This is a genomic window from Amycolatopsis sp. WAC 04197 (assembly GCF_003947475.1).
In the GTDB taxonomy this organism is placed as follows: Bacteria; Actinomycetota; Actinomycetes; order Mycobacteriales; family Pseudonocardiaceae; genus Amycolatopsis; species Amycolatopsis japonica.
On the sequence record NZ_QHJK01000003.1, the window covers coordinates 605,656 to 625,659 of the forward strand.

Sequence of the window (20,004 nt, forward strand, 5' to 3'; positions counted from 1 at the left end):
CGCGACCCGGCGGAGCGAAGGCTCTACGCCAGGGCCGCGTCGAAGGCGAGAATCACAGAGTGAAGAAAATCCCCATGCCGAAGACGGTAGCGGGAGAACCCGGACGGGCAAAACGAATAAAAGGTTGTGTACGGGTTCACAGAGTGGTCTGTGTCCCCATACCGCGACAGCGGCGCCCCGGTGAACGAGAATCGACGATGGAGGTATTTCGCGGTCTGAGGGAATGGGGTTCCTCGTGCACGGGTCCAGTGGTCCGATCGCCCGCTTCCGGCGACGGCTCTTCCCTGGTCACAATTCGCTGGCCCGTGGCTCCGACCGGTTCGAAGCCCTCCTCCTCAAACTCGTGATCCTCGCGGCGGTGCTCGCCATCCCGGTCGCGGCCGCCGCCGGCTCGGCCAACCACGGCAGGCAGGTCGCCGCGGCCGCCGCCGACTCGACCGGGCGCACACCCACCACCGCGTACCTGCTGGAGGCGGCGCCCGTCCGCATCGTCGACAGCGAGAGCGTCGGGACCGACACCTCCACCACCGAGGCGACCTGGACCGACTCGCGCGGCGCCCGGCACACCGGTGGCGTCCTCGCGGCGCCGGGCAGCCCCGCCGGATCGGCCATGCCGATCTGGATCGACGCCCGCGGTGAACTCACCACCGCCCCGAGGAACGCGTCGACGGCCGTGTTCGATTCCGTGCTCGTCGGCCTGTGGCTCTGGTTCGCGGTGGTCGCCGGACTGGTCCTGGTGCAGCGGGTCGTCCGGCTGGTGCTCGACCGGCAACGGGCAGCGGCCTGGGAGCGCGCTTGGGCGGCCTACCCGCGTTCCGGTTCCTGGCCCTGATCCCGGCGGCGGGGGCAAAGAGCCTCGGCTAGGGTGCCCCGCATGCGCATCATGATCTCGGCGGACATGGAGGGCGCCACCGGCGTCACCTGGACCGACGACGTCATCCCCGGCACCGAGCAGTGGCAACGATTCCGCCGCCTGTTCACCGGCGACGTCAACGCCACCATCGCGGGCCTGTTCGACTCCGGCGCCACCGACGTGCTGGTCAACGAGGCGCATTCCTCGCAACGGAACCTGCTGCTCGAAGACCTCGACGGCCGGGCGCGCATGCTCACCGGCAGGCACAAGCCGCTCTCGATGATGCAAGGGATCGACAGCGGCGTGGACGGCGTCGTCTTCCTCGGCTACCACGCCGGCGCGGGTTTCGACGGCGTCCTGTCCCACACGTACCTGGAGAACCAGATCACTGGCGTGTGGCTCGACGACGTCCCCGCCAGCGAAGGCAGGCTCAACGCGGCGATGGCCGCCGAGTACGGCGTCCCGGTGCTGGTCGTCTCCGGTGACGACAAGGCCTGCGACGACGCGCAGGACTACGCGCCCGAAGCCGAACTGGTCACGGTGAAGGAGTGCGTCAGCCGCTACGCCGCGATCTGCCTGCCGCCCGCCAGGACGGCCGAACTGCTGTCGTCGGCGGCGGCGGACTCGATGAACCGGGCGGGCCGGGTCGAGCGGTACACCACTCCGCACCGGATCGAGGTCGAGTTCGACGCGAGCCATCTCGCGCAGGCCGCGGCGGTGATCCCGACGGTGGAACAGATCGGCGTGCGACGGGTCGGCTTCGACGCGCCGGACATGACCGAAGCGATGAAGGCGTTCAAGATCGTCACGGCGATCGCGGCCGGGGCGGTGCAGGGTATCTATGGCTGAGTTGGATGTAGTCGAGGTCTGTTCGCGGTTGATCCGGTTCGACACCACGAACCGGGGCAACGGGGACTCCGAGGGCGAACGCGAGGCCGCCGAGTACGTGGCATCGCTGCTGTCGGGTCTCGGGATCGACTCGAAGATCATCGAGTCCGCGCCCCGCCGCGCGAACGTGATCGCCCGGGTCCCTGGCACCGATCCGAGCCTGCCCGCGCTGCTCGTGCAGGGGCATCTCGACGTCGTCCCGGCGGACGCCGCCGACTGGTCGGTGGACCCGTTCTCCGGCGAGATCCGCGACGGGTTCCTCTGGGGCCGCGGCGCCGTCGACATGAAGGACTTCTGCGCGATGGTGCTCGCCGCCCTCGCCACCGGAGTCCGGCCACGGCGGGACATCGTCCTGGCGTTCGTGGCCGACGAGGAGGACAAGGGCGAGTACGGCGCGCACTGGCTCGCCGCGGCGCACCGGGACCTGTTCGACGGCTGTGCGGCCGCGATCAGCGAATCGGGCGCGTACACCTACCACGTCCCCGCCGCCGACGGCCGGATCGTGCGGCTCTATCCGGTCGCGACGGCCGAGCGCGGCACCGCGCACCTGCGCCTGACGGCCAAGGGCCGCGCGGGACACGGCTCGCGGCCCAACGACGAGAACGCGGTCACCCGGCTGGTCACCGCGCTCGGCAAGATCGCCGCGCACCGCTGGCCGGTCCAGCTGACCCCGACCGTCCAGGCCTTCCTCGAACGCACCGGGGAAGCGCTCGGCGTCCCGGTCGATCTGTCCGATGTGGACGGAACGATCGCGCGGCTCGGGCCCGCCGGGGCACTCGTGGTGCCGACGGTCCGCAACAGCACGACGCCGACCATGCTCGACGCCGGCTACAAGGTGAACGTGATCCCGACTTCGGCCGAGGCACAGGTGGACGTCCGCGTCCTGCCTGGCGCCGAACCGGAGCTGCTCGCCGAGATCGACGCGATGCTCGGCGAAGGCGTCACCCGCGAGTTCGTCGCGCACCAGCCGCCGGTCCAGGCGCCGGTCGATTCGCCGTGGTTCGACGCGATGGCCGACGCTCTGCGATCGGAGGACCCCGAAGCCGTCGTCGTCCCGTACTGCATGGGCGGCGGAACGGACGCGAAGGCGTTCAGCCCCCTCGGTATCGACTGCTACGGCTTCGCGCCTCTGCTGCTGCCGGAAGGCTTCCCGTACCGGGCGATGGCGCACGGCGTGGACGAGCGGGTCCCGGTGGAGGGACTGCGGTTCGGCACGCGGGTGCTGCGGCACTTCCTGGAGAACTGCTGAGCCACAGCTCGGTACCTGGCCGCTTTGGTCGCCAGTCCGTGAGACCCCCAGCCTGGCGCCTGGGCCCCGGCAAAGTGGTCTATCCACTGGTCAAGCGGGCGGCAGAAGGGCTTGCCAGGTGACCTGACGTCCATGGGGACACTTTCGGGATGATCGTGCCCGATTCGGGCGTTTCACGAGGGGGTCGTGAGTGATAAAGAGCGTTAGAACGCTCTTTATCACTCACGACCCCCTCGAAAACCGCACCTATACGCATCAAACGGACACCTACCTGCCAACTTGTGTCCTTTGTGGACCCCGCCTATGTACGCCACCCCGGGCGACGTCGTCTATTCCTGGTACGTCGAGCGGAACGAGGACACGAACTACTACGTTTGCGGTTGGCTCGACTACGAATGACCACAGGAGGCCGCCGATGAAAACGGTCGCGCGACTCGCCAGGGACGAGCGGGCGGACTTCGCCGCCTTCCTCCGAACGCTGTCCCCTCGCCACTGGGACGCGCCGACCCTGTGTTCGGAGTGGACGGTTCGCGAGGTCGTCGCGCACGTCGTCGACTACGACGCCCAGCGTTTCCGCGATCTCGTCGGCCAGGCCGTCCGCGGCGGGCTGCGGCTGAACCGGATGAACGCCCTCGGCGTCGCGCGAAAGCCGGACAGGACGCCGGAGGAGCTCATCGCGAGGATCGAGCGACACCTCGAACCGCGCGGCCTGACCTCGGCGTTCGGCGGACGGGTGGCGCTGCTCGACGGGCTGCTCCATCACCAGGACATCCGGCGGCCGCTGGGGTTTCCGCGGGAGGTACCGCCGGAAAGGCTGCGTCATGCACTGGCTTTCGCCCGCTACGCGCCGCCGGTCAAGGCGGGCAAGCGCGCACGCGGACTCCGGCTCGTCGCCACGGACCTGGACTGGTCGGCCGGATCCGGGCCGGAGGTGCGCGGCCCCGGCGAGGCGGTCCTGCTGTCGATCGCCGGCCGGGACGTGGCACTGGACGAACTTTCCGGACCCGGCGCGGCGATCCTCGCGTCCAGAATGGACGGTTGAGGCGCGGTCAGCCGACGGCCGCGACGGGCACCGCCGTGGTGGCCATCCGGCGCCGGACCGCGTTGCCGAGCAGCAGCTGGCCGACGGCCGCGGCCAGGCACAGGCCCAGGCAGACGGTCCACAACACGGGCGCGCCCAGTACCAGCAGCTGGGTGCCGCCGAGCGGGGCGACGAACGCGGCGAGGCCCGCCGCCGTGCCGTACGCGCCGTTGTACCGGCCACGCAGATGCGGAGGGGCGAGCTCGGCCACGATGGCCACGCCCACCGACTGGATGACGATCTCGCCGAGGGTCCAGAACACCGCGCACGCCGCGTACGCCGGTGTCGTCGACGCGAAGGCGGTGGCCCCGAAACCCAGGCCCGTCAACAGGATCCCGAACGTGAGCACCCGCGACGGATCCCACCGGCCCAGCCGATGCCCCACCAGCGGCTGCACGACCACGATGACGATCCCGTTCACCGCCATCACCAGCCCGTACCCCGCCGGGGAAAGGCCGTCCTCGCGCATCGCCAGCGGCAACGTGGCCAGGCTCTGCAGGAACACGAACGCGACCACCAGCGAGACCAGCATCAGCCCGGCCATGACCCGGTCGCGCAGCACGATGGTGAAGCCGCCGCGCTCCCTGGGCCCGCCGCCACCGCGGGTCTCCGGCACCGCCCGCCAGACCAGCAGCCCGAACAGCACGCACGTCGCCGCGTCGACCCAGAACAGCGTCGTGAATCCCGCGCGGGCCAACGTGCCGCCCAGCACCATCGCGATCGAGAAGCCGAGGTTGATCGCCCACAGGAGCAGCCCGAAAGCCCGCGTGCGGTCGGCGCCGGGTACCAGATCCGCCACGATCGACTGGGTGGCCGGACGGAACACGTCGAGCGCCAGCCCGAGCAGCAGCGCGGCCACCGCGATCAGTTCGAGCCGTTCGACGTACCCCAGCACCAGCATGAGCGCGCCGGTGGCGAGCATGCCGCCGGTCAGCGTCGCCCGCCTGCCGATGCGATCGGCCAGCATGCCGCCGATCAGCTGCGAGAACACCTGGCCGATGCCGAGCAGCGCCAGCACGGTTCCCGCCGTCGCCACCGAAAGGCCGCGTTCACTGGTCAGGTACAGCGCCAGGAACGGCAGGACCATCGTGCCGAGCCGGTTGACGAGCGTGCCCGTCCACAGCACCCAGAACGATTTCGGCAGGCCGCCGAGCCGGGTCCGCAGGAACCCCGGCGCCGTCATGGTTCGAGCTCGTAGCAGCCCACGCCGTCGAGATACCGCAGCGTGCCGAGATCGCGCTGGACGTACTCCTCGATCTCGTGCATGAACGTGACCACCACCGGGAACGTCGTGTCGTCGACGGTGCGGCGCAATGGTTTTCCCGGCCGGGTCAGCACGAACATCTCGTGGAAACTCTCCAGCCGCTCGATCTCGTCGAGCACCGTGTACCGGCGGAGCGTGCCTTCGACCGGCGAGAGCAGCGCGGACCAGGCGTAATGCCGCCGGATCCGGTAGTCCTCGCCCCACCGTTCGCGGAACCGCTCCGGCCGCAGCACCGCGTCCGCCATCCAGTCCAGCTGCGACTCCCCGATCGCGAGCCGCGCCAGATGCGGCAGGTCGCCGCCCGAGAGGCGGGCCCCCACCTCGATCAGGCGCGGGCCCTGTGGGGTCCGCTTGACCTCGACGTGAGCGGCGCCGTGCCGGATACCGAGCGCGTCGAGCACCGCGAACGCGTAGTTCACCAGTTCGTCGTGGCCCGGCCCGCGCCTCGGCACGATCTGGCAGGCACCGAGCAGGTCGGAGACGCCGTTGATGGCGAAGCGCGAGGTCTTCCAGATGTCGCACACCTGGTGCAGGCCGTCCATGCTGACCGTGTTGATCATGTATTCGGTGCCCGCGAGGTATTCCTGCGCGATGACGAGGTCGTTGTCCTCGGAGAACACGTTCTGGCGGCCGGTGATCGTGCGCAGCGCCTCGACGGATCGCTCCGGAGTGTCGCAAAAGGACACACCGTCGCCGCCGGCGCTGCGGTTCGGTTTGACGACGATCCGCCCGCCCACCCGCCGGTGCCATGCGGCGAGTTCGGCCTCGTCGGAGGTCGAGAGCTGCCGCGCGACGGGCAGGCCCGCCGCGGCGACGGCCTCGCCCATGGCGGCCTTGTCGCGCCTGGCGCGGGAAAGCGCGGTTCCGTTCGACGGCACTCCCAGCGCTTCGCTGAGCTCGTCGGTGAACGCGACGGCGTATTCGCCGCCTGCCACGACCGCGACCGGCCGGTGCGCCGCCAGCGCGTCCACGGTCTTCGCGAGGTCGCCGTCGTGGACGATGTTCTCGCGATAGTTGCTCATGGTGGGTGCGGAATTCCGGTACTGCCCGGGTGCGTCGGGCGCGCTCTGCACGCGCACGCATTCCGCGCCCAGCGCCAAGAACGCCGGCGCGATGTGCCGGGCGGTCTGCGGCAACCCGTGGTCGGCCGTTTCGTAGGTGTCCACGAGCACGACACAGGGCTTCGTCGACAAGAGGTTCACCTCTCAACCGGTGGATCGGAACACCGACGGTCCCAGCACCGCGATCACCGGGCATCTCCACGCTTGCGCTCCCGCGCCGGGCTTCTTCCGGCGGGCGATTCAGCGCACGAATGGAGAGGAAATGACCTTTTCGAAGATGCGACGGTTTTCGGCACCCGCCCCCAGTGCCCCAGAACCGAAGTGAGGTCACATGACGTCGACGTCCACCTTGGAACCTTGGGAGAGAAACGCGGTAAAGCACTCCGACGAGCGGCTGAACGGAGCCCGCGATCCACAGTGGTGGTACACCGGGGTCCGTCCCGAACCCGGCCGCTGCCCTGGCGTGGCCGAATCCGGCGAGATCAGAGCGCTGCCGCTGCCCGACCTCTCCGTCTGCAGTCGCGAAGAGGTGCTGGACTACTTCGACAACGCGTGGACGCTGCACGAGGTCCTCTTCGCCGGGTTGAAGGGCGCGGAAGCGTTCTATCGCCCGCCGGACCACAACCTGCGGCACCCGATGATCTTCTATTACGGGCACACGACCGCGCTGTACGTCAACAAGCTGCGGGTCTCCGGACTGCTGGACGCGCCGATCGACGCCTATCTCGAGCACGTCCTGGAAATGGGCGTCGACGAGAACTCGTGGGACGACATGTCGAAGAACGACATGGTGTGGCCGTCGGTTTCGGAAGTGAAGGACTACCGCGCCGAGGTGTACCGGACGGTCGTCGGCATCATCGAGAGCACCCCGTTCGCCCCGGATCTCGGGCGTCCGGTGACGATGGACGACCAGGCCTGGGCCCTGCTGCTGGCGATCGAGCACGACCGCATCCATCTGGAGACCAGTTCGGTGCTGGTCCGCGAAATGCGGTCGAGCCTGGTCGAACGTCCCGCCGAGTGGCCCGCGCCGTCGCCGCTGCGCCGCACCACCGAGACCGGTAAACCCGAACCTGGTTCCGTGCCCGCCAACGGCACCGTCACCGTGCCCGGCCGCACGGCCCGGCTGGGCAAACCGCAATCCTTCCCGTCCTACGGCTGGGACAGCGCCTACGGTTCACGCCGTCAAGAGCTGCCGGACTTCGAAGCGGCCCGCTGTCTGGTGAGCAACGGCGAGTTCCACGGTTTCGTCGCCGACGGCGGCTACCGGCGGCCGGAGTTGTGGTCGGCGGAAGGTGAGGCGTGGCGTCGTTTCCGCAACACGAAGTGGCCGCGGTTCTGGGTGCCCACCGGGCCGACCGGCCTGCACGCCTTCCGGTTGCGGACGCTGTTCGACGAGATCGACATGCCATGGGACTGGCCGGTGGTGGTGAACTACCACGAGGCCAAGGCCTTCGCCGCCTGGCGGTCCGAAAAGGACGGACGGGAATACCGGCTGCCGACCGAAGCGGAGTACTTCCTGCTGCGCGACCTTCCGGAACGTCCTGGTGTCGCGGACGACGTCGTCATGCGGCTCGACGGCGCACAGCTGCGGGAGACCGGTATCAACCTGGGCCTGGCCTGGGGCTCGGAAGGCCCCGTCGACCACTCGCCGACGACGTCGCAGGGCCTGCACGACGCCGGCGGCAACCTGTGGGCGTGGAGCGAGGACACCTTCAACCCGCTCGAAGGTTTCACCCCGCATCCTTACTACGAGGACTTCTCGGTACCCAGTTACGGCGGTCAGCATCAGCTGATCCTGGGCGGCGCCTACATCAGCACCGGCGAGCTGGGCAGTATCTGGGCGCGGCACTTCTACCGGCCGCATTTCCTGCAGCAGGCGGGAATCCGGCTGGTCGTCGCACCGGAGTCCACTCTGGACGGTGCGGCTCGGGCGGAGCTCGACCAGGCCCTGCTCAGCCAGTACGGCACCGCCGAACAGGTCTTCGGCCGGGCCGGGCATCCGCTGGCCGCGACCGTCGGCCACCCGGACCGGCTGGCCAGGACGTTCTTCGAAGCCGCCGACGAAGCCGGGGTCGAACTGCGGCGGGTCGCCGATCTCGCCACCGCGGCGGGCGGGTTGGCGTTCTCGCTGGCCGGGCGGCCGATCGACGTCGTCGGCCTCGACGACCGGCCGACGTTCGTCGCGACGGCGAAACGGCTGGCCGAGGGCTGGGACGTCGGATACCGGGTGCCGGGGCGCGGGAAGCCGCACGCGCGGCGGCCGTCGATCGCGCCGGACGGCGACGTGTCCTTCACCCTCGCCGAGGCCGGACGCCCGCCCGCCGCGCTCGGCACGTTCGACGGCGTGGTCGTGGCGGACGCCTTCGACCGGCTCGGCGGCACGGCGGGCTACCTGCGCCCACTCGCCGGCTCGGAGACCTTCCTGCGCGCCGGCGGGCTGCTGCTCGTGGCGCTCCCCCGGGCGTCGGCCGTCGAGCTCGCGAACGTCCTCGGCGAGGCGTTCGAGCTGCTGTCGGAAAGCACGGAGCCGAGCCTGACCAAGGCCGACGGCCACCGGTACGAGATCACCGATCTGGAGGTCTCCGTCTGGCGCAAACGCTGATTCAGAGGGCGGTGGAGCGGCTCAGCTCTTCCCAGGCGGCCAGTTCCGCCGCCCTCGCCTCGTGCGTGGCACGCAGCCCGTCGACAGCGTCGTCGCCGAGCGCGAGCCGGAGCGGAGCGTCGTCGCTGTCCAGCACCTTCAGGATCGCGGCGGCGGCCTTCGCCGGGTCGCCGGGCTGCGAACCGTCCATCCCTTCGACGAAATCCCGGATTTCCCCCGTGGACTCGCGATAGGCGTCGATCACCCGGGAGCGGTGCAACCGGCTGCCGCCGAACTCGGTCCGGAAGGCGCCAGGCTCCACGATCAGCACTTTCACGCCGAACGGTGCGACTTCGGCCGCCAAAGACTCCGACATCGCCTCCAGCGCGAACTTCGCCGAGCAGTAAGCCCCGAAACCGGGCGGGCTCTGCTGACCGCCCATCGAGCTCATCTGCACGATCGCACCGCTTTCCCGCGCCCGAAGATGCGGCAAGACCGCTTTCGTCACCTCGACGGCGCCGAAGAACATCACGTCCATCAGCGACCGCAGCTCGGCCATGGTCAGTTCCTCGACCGCGCCGACCGAACCGTGGCCGGCGTTGTTGACCAGGACGTCGATCCGGCCGAACCCGACGAGCGTCGCCTGCACGGCGGCCTCGATCTGTGCCGGGTCGGTGACGTCGAGCGCCGCGGTGCGCACCCGGCCCTGGCCCAGCTCTTCCAATTCGGCCAGCGTCTCCGGACGGCGCGCCGTCGCCATCACGCGGTCACCGGCGTCGAGCGCGGCCAGCACGAGATGCCTGCCGAACCCGGACGAGCAGCCGGTGATCAGCCAGACGCGGCCGTCGGTTTCCTTCGTCATTCCTGTTTCCTCCAGTGAAGTTCCTGCGACCCATCCTGCGAAGGCTGTGCCTGTACCGCCAACACCGGTTTCCTGGTGCGGCTACAGTCGGAGCCTGTGACCCCCGAGTTGCGGCAGTTGCGCTATTTCGTCGCCGTCGCCGAGGACGCGAGCTTCACGAAGGCCGCGCGGCGCCTGCACATCGCCCAGCAGTCCCTTTCGCAGCAGATCACCGTGCTGGAACGGGTTCTCGGCGCGAGACTGCTGCGGCGCGACAGTCGCGGGACCCGGCTCACCGAGATCGGCTCGCTGTTCCTGCCGGAGGCCCGCGCGGTGCTGGCTCGCAACGACGAGGCGCTGGCGGTGCTGGACCGCGCGGTACGCGGCGAACTCGGCACGCTGCATCTCGGCTTCCTCACCACCACGGCCAACTATCTGCTCCCGCCGGTGGTGCGCGCGGTCCGCGAGCGCCTCCCCGATCTCACCCTCACCACCGACGACACCCAGATCGCGCCGCTCGTCGACGGACTCGGCAGCGGCCGTTACGACCTGATCTTCACCCGGCCTCCGCTGATCGAGGGCTTCGAGACCCGCACCCTGATCACCGAGGAGGTCTGCGCCGTCCTCCCGGAGGCACATCGGCTCGCGTCCGCGACCGAGCTGAAGCTCTCGGACCTGGCGGACGAGCCGTGGGTGCTCACGCCACGAAGTTCCTGGGAGCCCTGGCATCGTCGCTACGACGACGAATTCGAAGCCGCGGGTTTCACGCCGCGCGTCGTCCAGCGGGCCGCGACCGTACAAGGACTGCTCGGTCTCGTCGCCGCGGGGATCGGCGTGACCAGACTTGCCCGGTCTTCGCGCAGCCTGCGCCGGAGCGGCGTGGTGTTCGTCCCGCTGACGGGCGACACCGCGCGGACGGTGGTGGCCTGGTCGCCGGAGAACGACAAACCCGCGCTGCCCGGTGTGCTCGACATCGTGACGGAGCTGGCGGCCGGAACGGATCTGACGGAGGCCGGCTGACCGGGCATCGCGACCGTCACACCGCCATGATCACCCTCTCGGGCCACGGGGTCCGTAGAATCCGGTGACGATGCGACGTTTCCGGTGGTGGTGGGGTGCTCTCGCGCTCACGTTCGTGGTGGTTCTCGTCGGGTTCATTGCCTTTACCGGGTCGGAAAGCCGCCCAGGGCAGCCGTCCCCGCGCCAAGGGCCGCCGGGGACGGGGCCGCTGACGGTCGTCTCCATCGGCGACAGCACCGTTTCCGGTGAGGGCGCGGGCGACTACACGCCCGCCACCAACGGGCAGGGCGGCAACTGGTGTCACCGCTCCCCCAACGCCTTCGTCGAGCAGATCAAGATTCCGGACGTCACCGCGCGCGTGAATCTCGCGTGTTCGGGAGCGCCCTCGGAGCAGATCGCCTTGGGCGAGGCCAAGCAGTGGACGGAGCCGTCGCAGGCGCAACAGCTCGCGAATCTGATCAAGGATCACCGGGTCGCCGCGGTGGTGATCGCGGTCGGCGCGAACGACGAGCCGAAGTTCTCCGCTCAGGTCAACGAGTGTTTCAAGGCGTGGTTCTCGCCGCAGAACCCGCCGTGCAGCGCGGCGCTTCGCACCACCTGGAAGTCCAAAGTGGACGCCATGGTGCCGAAGGTGACCAACGCGGTCGCCGACGTCAAGAAGGTGCTGGCGCAGGCGGGTTACGTCCCGGCGGACTACCAGCTCGTGCTGATGTCGTACGCCTCGCCTGTCGGCCCGCAGATCCCGGAGGCGCTGCGCAGCCTGAACGGCTGCCCGTTCCGCACCGAGGATCTGGAGTGGATGCGCCGTGACGGCGTCTCCGTCCTGTCGGACGGGCTCAAACAGGCCTCGAGGGCGACCAGCGCGCGATTCCTCGACCTCTCGCGAGCCGGAGCCGGGCACGAGGCGTGCAGCAGCGAACCGGCGAACGAGTGGTTCAGCAGGCTGACGCTGCAGTTGCGCGACCTCGGCCAGGTCGACCGCGCGAGCCACGCGCTGCAGGAGTCCTTCCACCCCAACGCCAACGGTCACGCGCAGATCGCGAACTGCCTCAACGAGTTCCTCGCCGCGCGCGCGGGCAACGCGTCGTGCCTCTCGGGCCCCGACGGCAAACTGCACGCGGCACCCGAGGTGGTCGCGCGCTAGACGCTAGAGATCGAGCGCGGCGCGCAACGCGATGTCGATGCGCTCCTGGACCTCTTGGTCGATCTCCGCGATCTTCTCGTCGAACCACGGCCGGTACAGGCGCGTGAGGTTCAGCGTGGAGACCCAGTACCGCGCGTCGACGGCGACACCGAGGATGTCCTGCGGATCACGGTCCAGCAGTTCGGTACCGAGCAGCCACGGCCGCTCGGATTCGTTCACCCCGTCCGAGGACAGCAGGACGACGGTGCGCTGCCGTGCCGGTTCGGTCGGGGGGTGGTACGTCCAGACTTCACCCCTGTGCACGCAGATCCTTCTCCGCGGCGGTCAGCTCGGCCTCGTCCGATTCGGCGGACGGTTCGACCGGGGCGCGCTGCGGGGTGTATCCGGTGCGCACGGCCTCCCTGCGGGCCGCTTTGGACAACCACGACGAGACCGAGATCCCGTGTGCCTTCGCGGCCCGCTCGGCGAACTCGAGCGCACCACTGTCGAGTGAGAGAGTGACCTTACGTGTTGCCATACCTTTTATCGTACCAGCGCCGCGCAAGCCCACCCCTCCTCTCGTCTCACAGGGTGGGCGAGCGCCCCTCGAACGGCGTCGACAGCACCACCGTGGTCCGGGTCGAGACCTTGGCGGACTCACGGATCCGGCGGAGCAGATCCTCCAGGCCGAGCGGCGACGCCACCCGGACCAGGAGGATGTACGACTCGTCGCCGGCGACCGAGTAGCAGGACTCGATCTCCTTGATGTGCTCCAGACGCTGCGGATAGTCGTCCGGCGCGGCCGGATCGTTCGGCGTCAGCGAGATCAGTGCCGTGAGCGGCAGGCCGATCTGCTCGCCGTCGAGCCGCGCCGTGTAGCCGAGGATGACCCCGCGCTGCTCCAGACGGCGCACCCGCTGGTGCACCGCCGACACCGAAAGCCCGACCCGTTCGGCCAGATCGGTGAAACTGCGCCGCCCGTCGGCGGCCAGTTCCTGCACGATGGCCTGGTCCAGCGGCTCCAGGGAACCGGTCATGCGTCGAGCACGATCAGGTCGTGCGGACGCTGGTTGACCGATTCGACGCCGTCCTCGGTGACCACGACGATGTCCTCGATACGGGCACCCCAGCGGCCGGGCTGGTAGATGCCGGGCTCGACGCTGAAGGCCATGCCCGGCTCGAGCGGCAGAGCGTTGCCCTTGATGATGTAGGGCTCCTCGTGCACGTCGAGGCCGATGCCGTGACCGGTCCGGTGGATGAAGTACTCGCCGTACCCGGCCTCGGCGATGATGTCGCGCGCGGCGGCGTCGATCGACTCGGCGGTGGCACCGGGGCGGACGGCGTCGACGGCGGCCTTCTGGGCGCGCTGCAGCACGGCGTACGTCTCGGCGACGTCGGCGTCACGCGGCTCGCCGACCGCGTACGTGCGGGTGGAGTCGGAGTTGTAGCCCTCGGCGATCGGGCCGCCGATGTCGACCACGACGACGTCGCCGCGCTCGATCACCCGCTCGGAGACGTCGTGGTGCGGGCTGGCGCCGTTGGGGCCGGAGCCCACGATCACGAAGTCGGCGTGGGTGTGGCCCTCTTCGACGATGGCGGCGGTGATGTCCGCGCCGACCTCGGCCTCGGTACGGCCGGGGCGCAGCCATTCGTGCACGCGGGCGTGCACGCGGTCGATCGCCGCTCCCGCGTCGCGCAGCGCCTGGATCTCGGCCGCGTCCTTGCGCATCCGCAGTTCGCGCACGATCGGTCCGGCCAGCGTCTGGTCGGCGTCGCCGAGCGCGCCGCGGAAGGCGAGCACGTGCAGCGCCGGGGTGAAGTCGCTGACCGCCACGCGGCCGGGCTTGCCCAGCCGGTCGGCGACCAGTTCGTAGGCGTTGTCGCCGTCGACCCAGGTGACGATCTCGATGCCGAGTTCGTCGGCGGGGACGTCGGCGTAGCCGGGGGCTTCCAGCTTCGGCAGCACCAGCGCCGGGACGCCGTCGGCCGGGATCACCAGCGTGGTCAGCCGTTCGAAGGAGCCCCCGGCCTGGCCGATGAGGTAGCGCAGGTCCGAGCCGGGTGCGATCAGCAGGGCGTCGGTGTCGGCGGCGGCCGCCGCGGCGCGGGCCCGGTCGAGGCGGGCGCGGAGGCTGGCGGCGTCGGGGGCTGGGTTGTGAAGGGAACGGCGCGACATGATGGCGAGCCTAGTCGGTCCGCGCCCCTTGGCTCACCGGCCGGTCACCCCCGATCGGGGCGGGATCGTCGAGTCCGCGCCAGACCCGGAAGATCGCCGGGAACGTACCGGCGATCAGGTACAGACCACCGAACACGGCGAGCGCGCCGACGAGCCCGATCCCGTCCAGCAGCAACCCGGCCGCCATCGAACCGAGCGGCATCGCGGCGAGCACGCCGCCCACGAGAAGGCTGAGCACGCGGCCGCGGACGGCTTCGGGAACCCGTTCGTACACCACGGGGAGCAGGATCGGATTGAGCGCGCCCGCCCCGATCCCGGCGACCACCAGACCGGCGAGCAAGACGGCCGGTGCCGGTTCCAGCGCGAGCAAGGCGAATCTCGGCGCGCCTTCGATACCGACGGCGACGATGATCGCCGTCCGCCGCGAAAGGCAGTGGCCCGCCCAGCCGTAGAGCGCCGAGCCGATGAGCGCGCCGACCGCGACCGCCGTGATCATGGCCCCGATCAGCGCGGTGCTGTGCAGGACTTGGTCGCCGTAAGCCGGATACAGGACGCCGAGCAGCCCGAAGTCGAGGCTGTTGGTGAGCATCAGCATGCCGACGATCGCCCGCAGCACCGCGTCGCGTTTGACGTATCCCAGTCCTTCGCGCAGTTGCTTGAGATAGCCGCCCGATGGCGGTCTCGGCGGACCGGCCGCGACCGGGATGAGCGCGAACACCAGCGCCGAGGACAGCATGAGCGTGCCCGCGTCCACGAACAGGACCGGAATGGGCCCGATCAGCGCGATCAACGCGCCGGCGGCGGGTCCGCCCACCATCCTGCCGGTCCTCATCGCCGCCTCGACGGCGCTCGCCGCCCGGCTCACGCGGACATCGCCGAGTTCGGCGACACCGGGAAGCAGGACCTGCTTGGCTGTGTCGGCAGGGCCACGGGAAACACCCATCACGAACGACAACGCGATGAGCCCGGGCAGGCTGAGCCCGGTGGTGGCCGTCGCGAGCGGAATCAGGAGCACCGTCACCGTGGTCAGCAGATCCGCGCCGACGCTGGCCCGGCGCGTGCCGACCCGGTCCACGACCGGCCCGCCCAGCAACGCGGCGACCATCAGGCCCAGCACCTCGGCCGCGGTGACGATGCCGGTCTTGGTGCCGCTCCCGGTGCTCTGCAGGACGAACCAGGGAATCGCGAGCAGCGTCATCATCACCCCGGCCGAGGAGAACCCCGACGCCACGACCAAGGCCCCCAGTGGCATCCGGCTCATGGCGTCTCCGGCCGGGTTTTCCTCGGGAACGCGGCCCAATGCACCCGGACCGGGGTGTCGCCGTCCTTCTCCGGACGGCGGTACCGGCTGATCACCTCGAGGATTTCGTCGCTCAACGCGGCCGCCTCGCCGGGCGTCAGCGGGAGCGACGAGTCGTGGAAGTTAACCTTGTCGATCCAGTCGTCGGCCCAGTCCCGCACTTCGGCCACGAACTGCGATTCGGCGGCGTAACGCCGCTCGATCATCGTATGCGCGTACGCGTTGAGCGGACCGGCCAAGTCGGGATCGTCGATGAAATCCGCGGCGCTCATCCGATCGCCTTCGTGCACCGCTTTCCACCACCTGTCGCGCCTGCTGCCGCGTTCGGTGTCCTCGGCGATCAGCCCGGATTCGGCCAGCTGGCGCAGATGCCAGCTCGTGGTCCCGGAACTCTCCCCCACCCGCTTCGCCAGCCCGGACGCCGTCGCCGGACCGTCCTCTCGCAGCAACTCCAGGATTTCGACCCGCAACGGATGCGACAACGCCCGCAAGATGCGGCCGTCGACCCGCGCGAGATAGCGCTCGGTCTTCCCCATACCAGCCACCCTACGACCGCAGAGCTCTCTTTGCAAAGACTTCTCTGCGATTAGTCCCCAGTATGCGGTGATTCTGGAGTTTGACTTCAACTTAACTCTAAGTTTTACGGTCTGTGCCATGACAACGAACTCGCCTTACCAGCTCGCCGTCGTGATCAGCAGCGTCCGCGAGGGCCGCTTCGCCCCCGTCGTCGCGAGCTGGTTCCTCGACCGCGCCAAACAGCGCGGCGACGTCACCCTGTCCGTCATCGACCTCGCCGAAGCCCCAGGCGACCTCTCCCCCGGCGTCGCCGGCGCGGACGCCGTCGTCGTGATCGTCCCCGAGTACAACCACAGCTACCCCGGCCCGCTCAAGACCGCGCTCGACGCCACCGGCCCCGAATGGCACGGCAAACCGGTCGCCTTCGTTTCCTACGGCGGCATCTCGGGCGGCCTGCGCGCGGTGGAGCACCTGCGCCCGGTCTTCGCCGAGCTCCACGCCGCCACCATCCGCGAGACAGTGAGCTTCCCGTACGCCTGGAACCACTTCGGCCCGGACGGCGCGCACGACGACTTCGAAGGCGCGTCCGCCGCGGCCACCACGCTGCTGGACCAGCTGAACTGGTGGGCCAACGCCCTCCGCGACGCACGCCAGGTGCGGCCCTACGCGGCCTGACGGGGTCCGTGGAGGACTCGGCTGGGGGTCGGGTCCTTCACGGACATCCGGGGCGGAACATGGCAGGCTGTCCGCGTGACCGGACCACTCGCTCTCCTCGATTCCGCGAGCCTTTACTTCCGCTCGTTCTACGCACTGCCCGATTCGATGACCGCCCCGGACGGGACACCGGTCAACGCCGTGCGCGGGTTCACCGACACGATCGCCCGGATCCTCGTCGACCGTCGCCCTTCGCGGCTCGTGGCGTGTCTCGACGCCGACTGGCGGCCGAAGTTCCGCACCGATCTGCTGCCCAGCTACAAGGCGCACCGGGTGGCCGAAGAGGTCCCGGAAGGCAGCGACGTCGAAGAGGTGCCGGACACCCTGACCCCGCAGGTGCCGATCATCCTCGAACTGCTGGAGGCCTTCGGCATCGCGACGGCCGAGGCGGACGGCTACGAGGCCGACGACGTCATCGGCGCCCTCGCGATCCGCGAACAGGAGTCCCCGGTCGAGGTCATCACCGGCGACCGCGACCTGTTCCAGCTGGTGCGTCACGAGCCGACGTCCACTGTGGTCATCTACGTCGGCAAGGGCTGGAACAAGGCCGAAGTCCTCGGCCCGGACGAGATCGCCGAGAAGTACGGGATCCCGGCCGGGAACGCCGGCCCCGGATACGCCGACATGGCCGCGCTCCGCGGCGACCCGTCGGACGGGCTGCCCGGTGTCGCCGGGATCGGCGAGAAGACCGCGGCGAAGCTGATCACCCAGTTCGGTTCGCTGCAGGAGCTGATCGAGGCGTCGAACGCGGGCGACTCGCGGGTTCCGCTCAAGACCCGGCTGCGGCTGACCGACGCCGCGGACTACCTCGCGGTGGCGCCCACCGTCGTCCGGGTCGCCGCCGACGCGCCGGTCGAGCAGTCCCGCCCCGACATCGTCCCGTCCGAGCCCGCCGACCCGGACAAGGTCGCGGAACTCGCGGAACGCTGGAATCTCGGCCGTTCGGTGGAGCGTCTGCTGGCCGCGCTCCCGAAGTCATGAGCAACACCGAGGCCGACCCGGCCGAGCTGCTGTGCTCCGAGCGGCCGGGCGAAGGCGTCACCGTGCTGACCCCGCGCGACGTCCCGCTCGGCGGCCCGCGGGCGATCCGGGTCCGCCGGACACTTCCGCAGCGGCAACGATCGCTGATCGGTGCGTGGTGTTTCGCCGACCACTACGGTCCGCAGGACGTTTCGGCGTCCGGCGGGATGGACGTCGCACCGCATCCGCACACCGGGTTGCAGACCGCGAGCTGGCTGTTCAGCGGCGAGATCGAGCACCGCGACAGCATCGGCACCCACGCCATGGTGCGGCCCGGCGAACTCAACCTGATGACCGCCGGGCACGGTATCGCGCATTCCGAAGTGTCCACACCGGACACTGCGACCCTGCACGGAGTCCAGCTCTGGATCGCGCTGCCGGACGAACATCGCGACACCACACGGGATTTCCGGCACTACGCGCCGCCGCTGCTCGATCTGCCCGGCGCCACGGCGCGGGTGTTCCTGGGCAGCCTCGCCGGGACCACCTCGCCGGTCCCGGCGTTCACTCCCCTGCTGGGCGCCGAACTCACCGTCGAGACCGGCGCGACCTTGGCCCTCGACGTCGATCCGGCCTTCGAACACGGTGTCCTGCAGGACATCGGCTCCGTCACCGTCGCCGGAGTCGCGCTGGACACCGGGGAACTCGCCTACCTCGCGCCCGGCGCCGCGCGGTTGGAGCTGGCGAACCCCGGCACCGAACCGGCTCGGGTGCTCCTGCTCGGCGGGACGCCGTTCACCGAGGAACTCGTCATGTGGTGGAACTTCGTGGGCCGCAGCCACGACGACATCGCCGAGTACCGCGAGGCGTGGCAGGCACAGGCGGACCGGTTCGGCCGGGTGGAGGGCTACCAGGGCGGCACGGCTTGGCTGCCCGCGCCCACGCTGCCGCAGGTGCGGATCAAACCGCGGCGGAATCCGTCCTAGCCCTGTAAGCGGTAAAGCCCGTTAGGGCCGAGGCTGTCTCGGCACCTACTGAATGTGGGTGACTGGCCGCAGGTCCGTGAAGGCCTCCTTCCCTACCCTGAAGGTAGGGAAGGAGGCCTTCACGTACTTCGAGGGCGCGCGTGCCTAGAAGAACGTCCCGCACCACGGCGAGCGCGCGGTGTGGAACAGGGCGTCGGCCCGGGCGACCGCCGCCTCCTCCAGCACCTCGACCCGCCCGGACAGGGCCAGATCGCCGAAGAGACCGTGGCCGAGGTACAGCGACGACAAGGTCGCCACGTCCAGCCGCAGATCCGCCTCGGCGGTCGTGCGTTCCACGCCGTCCGGACCGACGGCGTAGCGGCCGTTGTTGTCCGGAAGCTGCTTGTCGTGCACTTCGAGCACCACGGGTTCGGCTGTGCCGTAGGAGCGCGCCCGCAACGCCGCGAGGACGTCGACGAGCCGCAGCCACAGATCGTCGATGATCTCGGTGGTGTTCACCGCGCGCGGATCGGTGAGCAGTTCGGCGATCGGCTCGTCCAGCGGGCGGCCCCGTCCGGAGACCTCGGAGACCAGGTCGACCGACAGCAGGAAACGCCACAGCCCCGCCCATGCCTGTGGCGTGGCGGCATGGAGTTCACGGACGTCCAGGATCGCCCCACGTTCCGGCGCCTGCCGGTCGCGCGCGTCGATGGTCTGGTAGACGACGAAACCGTCGTCACCGTCGGGTCCACTGTGGACCGCCACCCGGTAGCCGCCGTCCCCCTTCACCACGCGTTCGAAGAAGCCCGGCCACCAAGCCCGCGGCCGGGAGACGAAGCCCGGTCGTGCTCCCTCGAAGCGGTGGTACAGCGCGGGAACGCGCTCCACCGCCTCGTCGGGGGTGATGAACCTGACCTCACCGGTCCGGCCGACGCCGTCCCGAAGCCGGGCGCGCGGGCGTTCGATCGACACGCCCTTGCCGAAGGTCGCCGCGCCGTACCCGAAGCGGCCATAGATGACCGCTTCGGAGGCGTGCAACGCGGCCAGCGGGACACCACGCGCCGCGAAGTCCTCCAGCTGTACGGCCATCATCGTGGTGAGGATCCCGCGGCGGGTCCAGTCGGCACGGACGCCGACACCGTCCACGGCCGCCGTGACCAGCTTCTGTCCACCCGGGACGGTCAGCTCGACGTCGAACGAACTCGCGATTCCCACCGGGGCGCCGTGCTCGTCGAACGCGGCGAATTTGCCCGCGGCGGTCCAGGACGGAGCCATCTTCGCCCAGACCTCGTCCGTGGCGGGCTTGCCGTGCAACGACTCCGACAGGACGTCGAGACAGGCTCGCTGTTCGCCTTCGGCCACGGCACGCACAAGGAATTCGCTCATACCGTGGATCCTGCCGTCCGGACCGG

The 20,004-nt window shown here is 69.9% G+C and carries 20 protein-coding genes; 10 read left to right on the forward strand and 10 right to left on the reverse strand.

Annotated elements, in window-relative coordinates; all coding sequences use genetic code 11:
- Positions 1–235 precede the first annotated feature (235 nt).
- The 4 genes from DMC64_RS15760 to DMC64_RS15775 all read left to right on the forward strand — a co-directional run bounded on the left by DMC64_RS15760 (position 236) and on the right by DMC64_RS15775 (position 4,032).
- A complete protein-coding gene (locus tag DMC64_RS15760) occupies positions 236–832 on the forward strand; it encodes a hypothetical protein (RefSeq protein ID WP_233629674.1) in 597 nt (198 codons plus the stop codon).
- Between the two features lie 42 nt (positions 833–874).
- Positions 875–1,702 (forward strand): M55 family metallopeptidase, encoded by an 828-nt coding sequence (locus tag DMC64_RS15765; RefSeq protein WP_037337603.1) that lies wholly within the window; start codon positions 875–877, stop codon positions 1,700–1,702.
- Entirely contained in the window at positions 1,695–2,990 is a 1,296-nt protein-coding gene (locus DMC64_RS15770) for a M20/M25/M40 family metallo-hydrolase (protein ID WP_125734126.1), read from the forward strand. Before DMC64_RS15765 ends, DMC64_RS15770 begins: the two co-directional genes overlap by 8 nt.
- 415 nt (positions 2,991–3,405) lie before the next feature.
- The gene (locus tag DMC64_RS15775; protein WP_125734127.1) at positions 3,406–4,032 is read left to right on the forward strand and encodes a maleylpyruvate isomerase family mycothiol-dependent enzyme; all 627 of its coding nucleotides are present in this window, start codon (positions 3,406–3,408) and stop codon (positions 4,030–4,032) included.
- 7 nt (positions 4,033–4,039) lie between these two features.
- Here DMC64_RS15775 and DMC64_RS15780 read toward each other — a convergent pair whose 3' ends face one another.
- A complete protein-coding gene (locus tag DMC64_RS15780; protein ID WP_125734128.1) occupies positions 4,040–5,254 on the reverse strand; it encodes an MFS transporter in 1,215 nt (404 codons plus the stop codon).
- The gene (locus DMC64_RS15785) at positions 5,251–6,528 is read right to left on the reverse strand and encodes an ATP-grasp domain-containing protein (RefSeq protein ID WP_125734129.1); all 1,278 of its coding nucleotides are present in this window, start codon (positions 6,526–6,528) and stop codon (positions 5,251–5,253) included. Before DMC64_RS15785 ends, DMC64_RS15780 begins: the two co-directional genes overlap by 4 nt.
- A 199-nt stretch (positions 6,529–6,727) precedes the next feature.
- Here DMC64_RS15785 and ovoA point away from each other — a divergent pair, with 199 nt between their 5' ends.
- Positions 6,728–8,998: a 5-histidylcysteine sulfoxide synthase gene (gene ovoA, locus DMC64_RS15790; RefSeq protein ID WP_125734130.1), complete on the forward strand. Its 2,271-nt coding sequence runs from the start codon at positions 6,728–6,730 to the stop codon at positions 8,996–8,998.
- Between the two features lies 1 nt (position 8,999).
- On the opposite strand, the gene DMC64_RS15795 is transcribed toward ovoA, so the two are convergent.
- Positions 9,000–9,839 carry an oxidoreductase gene (locus DMC64_RS15795; RefSeq protein WP_125734131.1) on the reverse strand — a complete coding sequence of 280 codons (840 nt, stop codon included), beginning with the start codon at positions 9,837–9,839 and terminating at the stop codon, positions 9,000–9,002.
- Positions 9,840–9,935: 96 nt separating this feature from the next.
- On the opposite strand from DMC64_RS15795, the gene DMC64_RS15800 reads away from it, so the two are divergent.
- Together DMC64_RS15800 and DMC64_RS15805 are read left to right on the forward strand one after the other, a co-directional pair.
- Positions 9,936–10,838 carry a LysR family transcriptional regulator gene (locus DMC64_RS15800; RefSeq protein ID WP_125734132.1) on the forward strand — a complete coding sequence of 301 codons (903 nt, stop codon included), beginning with the start codon at positions 9,936–9,938 and terminating at the stop codon, positions 10,836–10,838.
- A 70-nt stretch (positions 10,839–10,908) separates the two neighbouring features.
- A complete protein-coding gene (locus tag DMC64_RS15805) occupies positions 10,909–11,982 on the forward strand; it encodes a GDSL-type esterase/lipase family protein (RefSeq protein ID WP_199754988.1) in 1,074 nt (357 codons plus the stop codon).
- Positions 11,983–11,985: 3 nt separating this feature from the next.
- On the opposite strand, the gene DMC64_RS15810 is transcribed toward DMC64_RS15805, so the two are convergent.
- Genes DMC64_RS15810 through DMC64_RS15835 form a run of 6 tightly spaced genes read right to left on the reverse strand, consistent with a single transcriptional unit; the run spans position 11,986 to position 15,973 of the window.
- On the reverse strand, positions 11,986–12,285 hold the full coding sequence (locus DMC64_RS15810) for a hypothetical protein (RefSeq protein WP_005150941.1): 300 nt from the start codon (positions 12,283–12,285) through the stop codon (positions 11,986–11,988).
- Positions 12,272–12,499 carry a hypothetical protein gene (locus DMC64_RS15815; protein ID WP_007035425.1) on the reverse strand — a complete coding sequence of 76 codons (228 nt, stop codon included), beginning with the start codon at positions 12,497–12,499 and terminating at the stop codon, positions 12,272–12,274. The genes DMC64_RS15810 and DMC64_RS15815 overlap by 14 nt, the downstream gene beginning before the upstream one ends.
- 46 nt (positions 12,500–12,545) lie before the next feature.
- Entirely contained in the window at positions 12,546–12,998 is a 453-nt protein-coding gene (locus DMC64_RS15820) for an Lrp/AsnC family transcriptional regulator (protein ID WP_016334198.1), read from the reverse strand.
- Entirely contained in the window at positions 12,995–14,137 is a 1,143-nt protein-coding gene (locus tag DMC64_RS15825; protein ID WP_037337587.1) for a Xaa-Pro peptidase family protein, read from the reverse strand. The genes DMC64_RS15820 and DMC64_RS15825 overlap by 4 nt, the downstream gene beginning before the upstream one ends.
- A 10-nt stretch (positions 14,138–14,147) precedes the next feature.
- Entirely contained in the window at positions 14,148–15,398 is a 1,251-nt protein-coding gene (locus DMC64_RS15830) for an MFS transporter (RefSeq protein ID WP_125734133.1), read from the reverse strand.
- Complete coding sequence (locus tag DMC64_RS15835) at positions 15,395–15,973, reverse strand: transcriptional regulator (RefSeq protein ID WP_125734134.1); 579 nt, start codon at positions 15,971–15,973, stop codon at positions 15,395–15,397. Before DMC64_RS15835 ends, DMC64_RS15830 begins: the two co-directional genes overlap by 4 nt.
- A gap of 118 nt (positions 15,974–16,091) precedes the next feature.
- Here DMC64_RS15835 and DMC64_RS15840 point away from each other — a divergent pair, with 118 nt between their 5' ends.
- The 3 genes from DMC64_RS15840 to DMC64_RS15850 all read left to right on the forward strand — a co-directional run bounded on the left by DMC64_RS15840 (position 16,092) and on the right by DMC64_RS15850 (position 18,613).
- Positions 16,092–16,628 carry an NADPH-dependent FMN reductase gene (locus DMC64_RS15840; RefSeq protein WP_125734135.1) on the forward strand — a complete coding sequence of 179 codons (537 nt, stop codon included), beginning with the start codon at positions 16,092–16,094 and terminating at the stop codon, positions 16,626–16,628.
- 75 nt (positions 16,629–16,703) lie between these two features.
- Entirely contained in the window at positions 16,704–17,648 is a 945-nt protein-coding gene (locus DMC64_RS15845) for a 5'-3' exonuclease H3TH domain-containing protein (RefSeq protein WP_037337579.1), read from the forward strand.
- A complete protein-coding gene (locus tag DMC64_RS15850; protein WP_125734136.1) occupies positions 17,645–18,613 on the forward strand; it encodes a pirin family protein in 969 nt (322 codons plus the stop codon). Before DMC64_RS15845 ends, DMC64_RS15850 begins: the two co-directional genes overlap by 4 nt.
- 144 nt (positions 18,614–18,757) lie before the next feature.
- Here DMC64_RS15850 and DMC64_RS15855 read toward each other — a convergent pair whose 3' ends face one another.
- Positions 18,758–19,978, reverse strand: a complete 1,221-nt coding sequence (locus tag DMC64_RS15855) for a GNAT family N-acetyltransferase (protein ID WP_125734137.1) — start codon at positions 19,976–19,978, stop codon at positions 18,758–18,760.
- Positions 19,979–20,004: the final 26 nt, after the last annotated feature.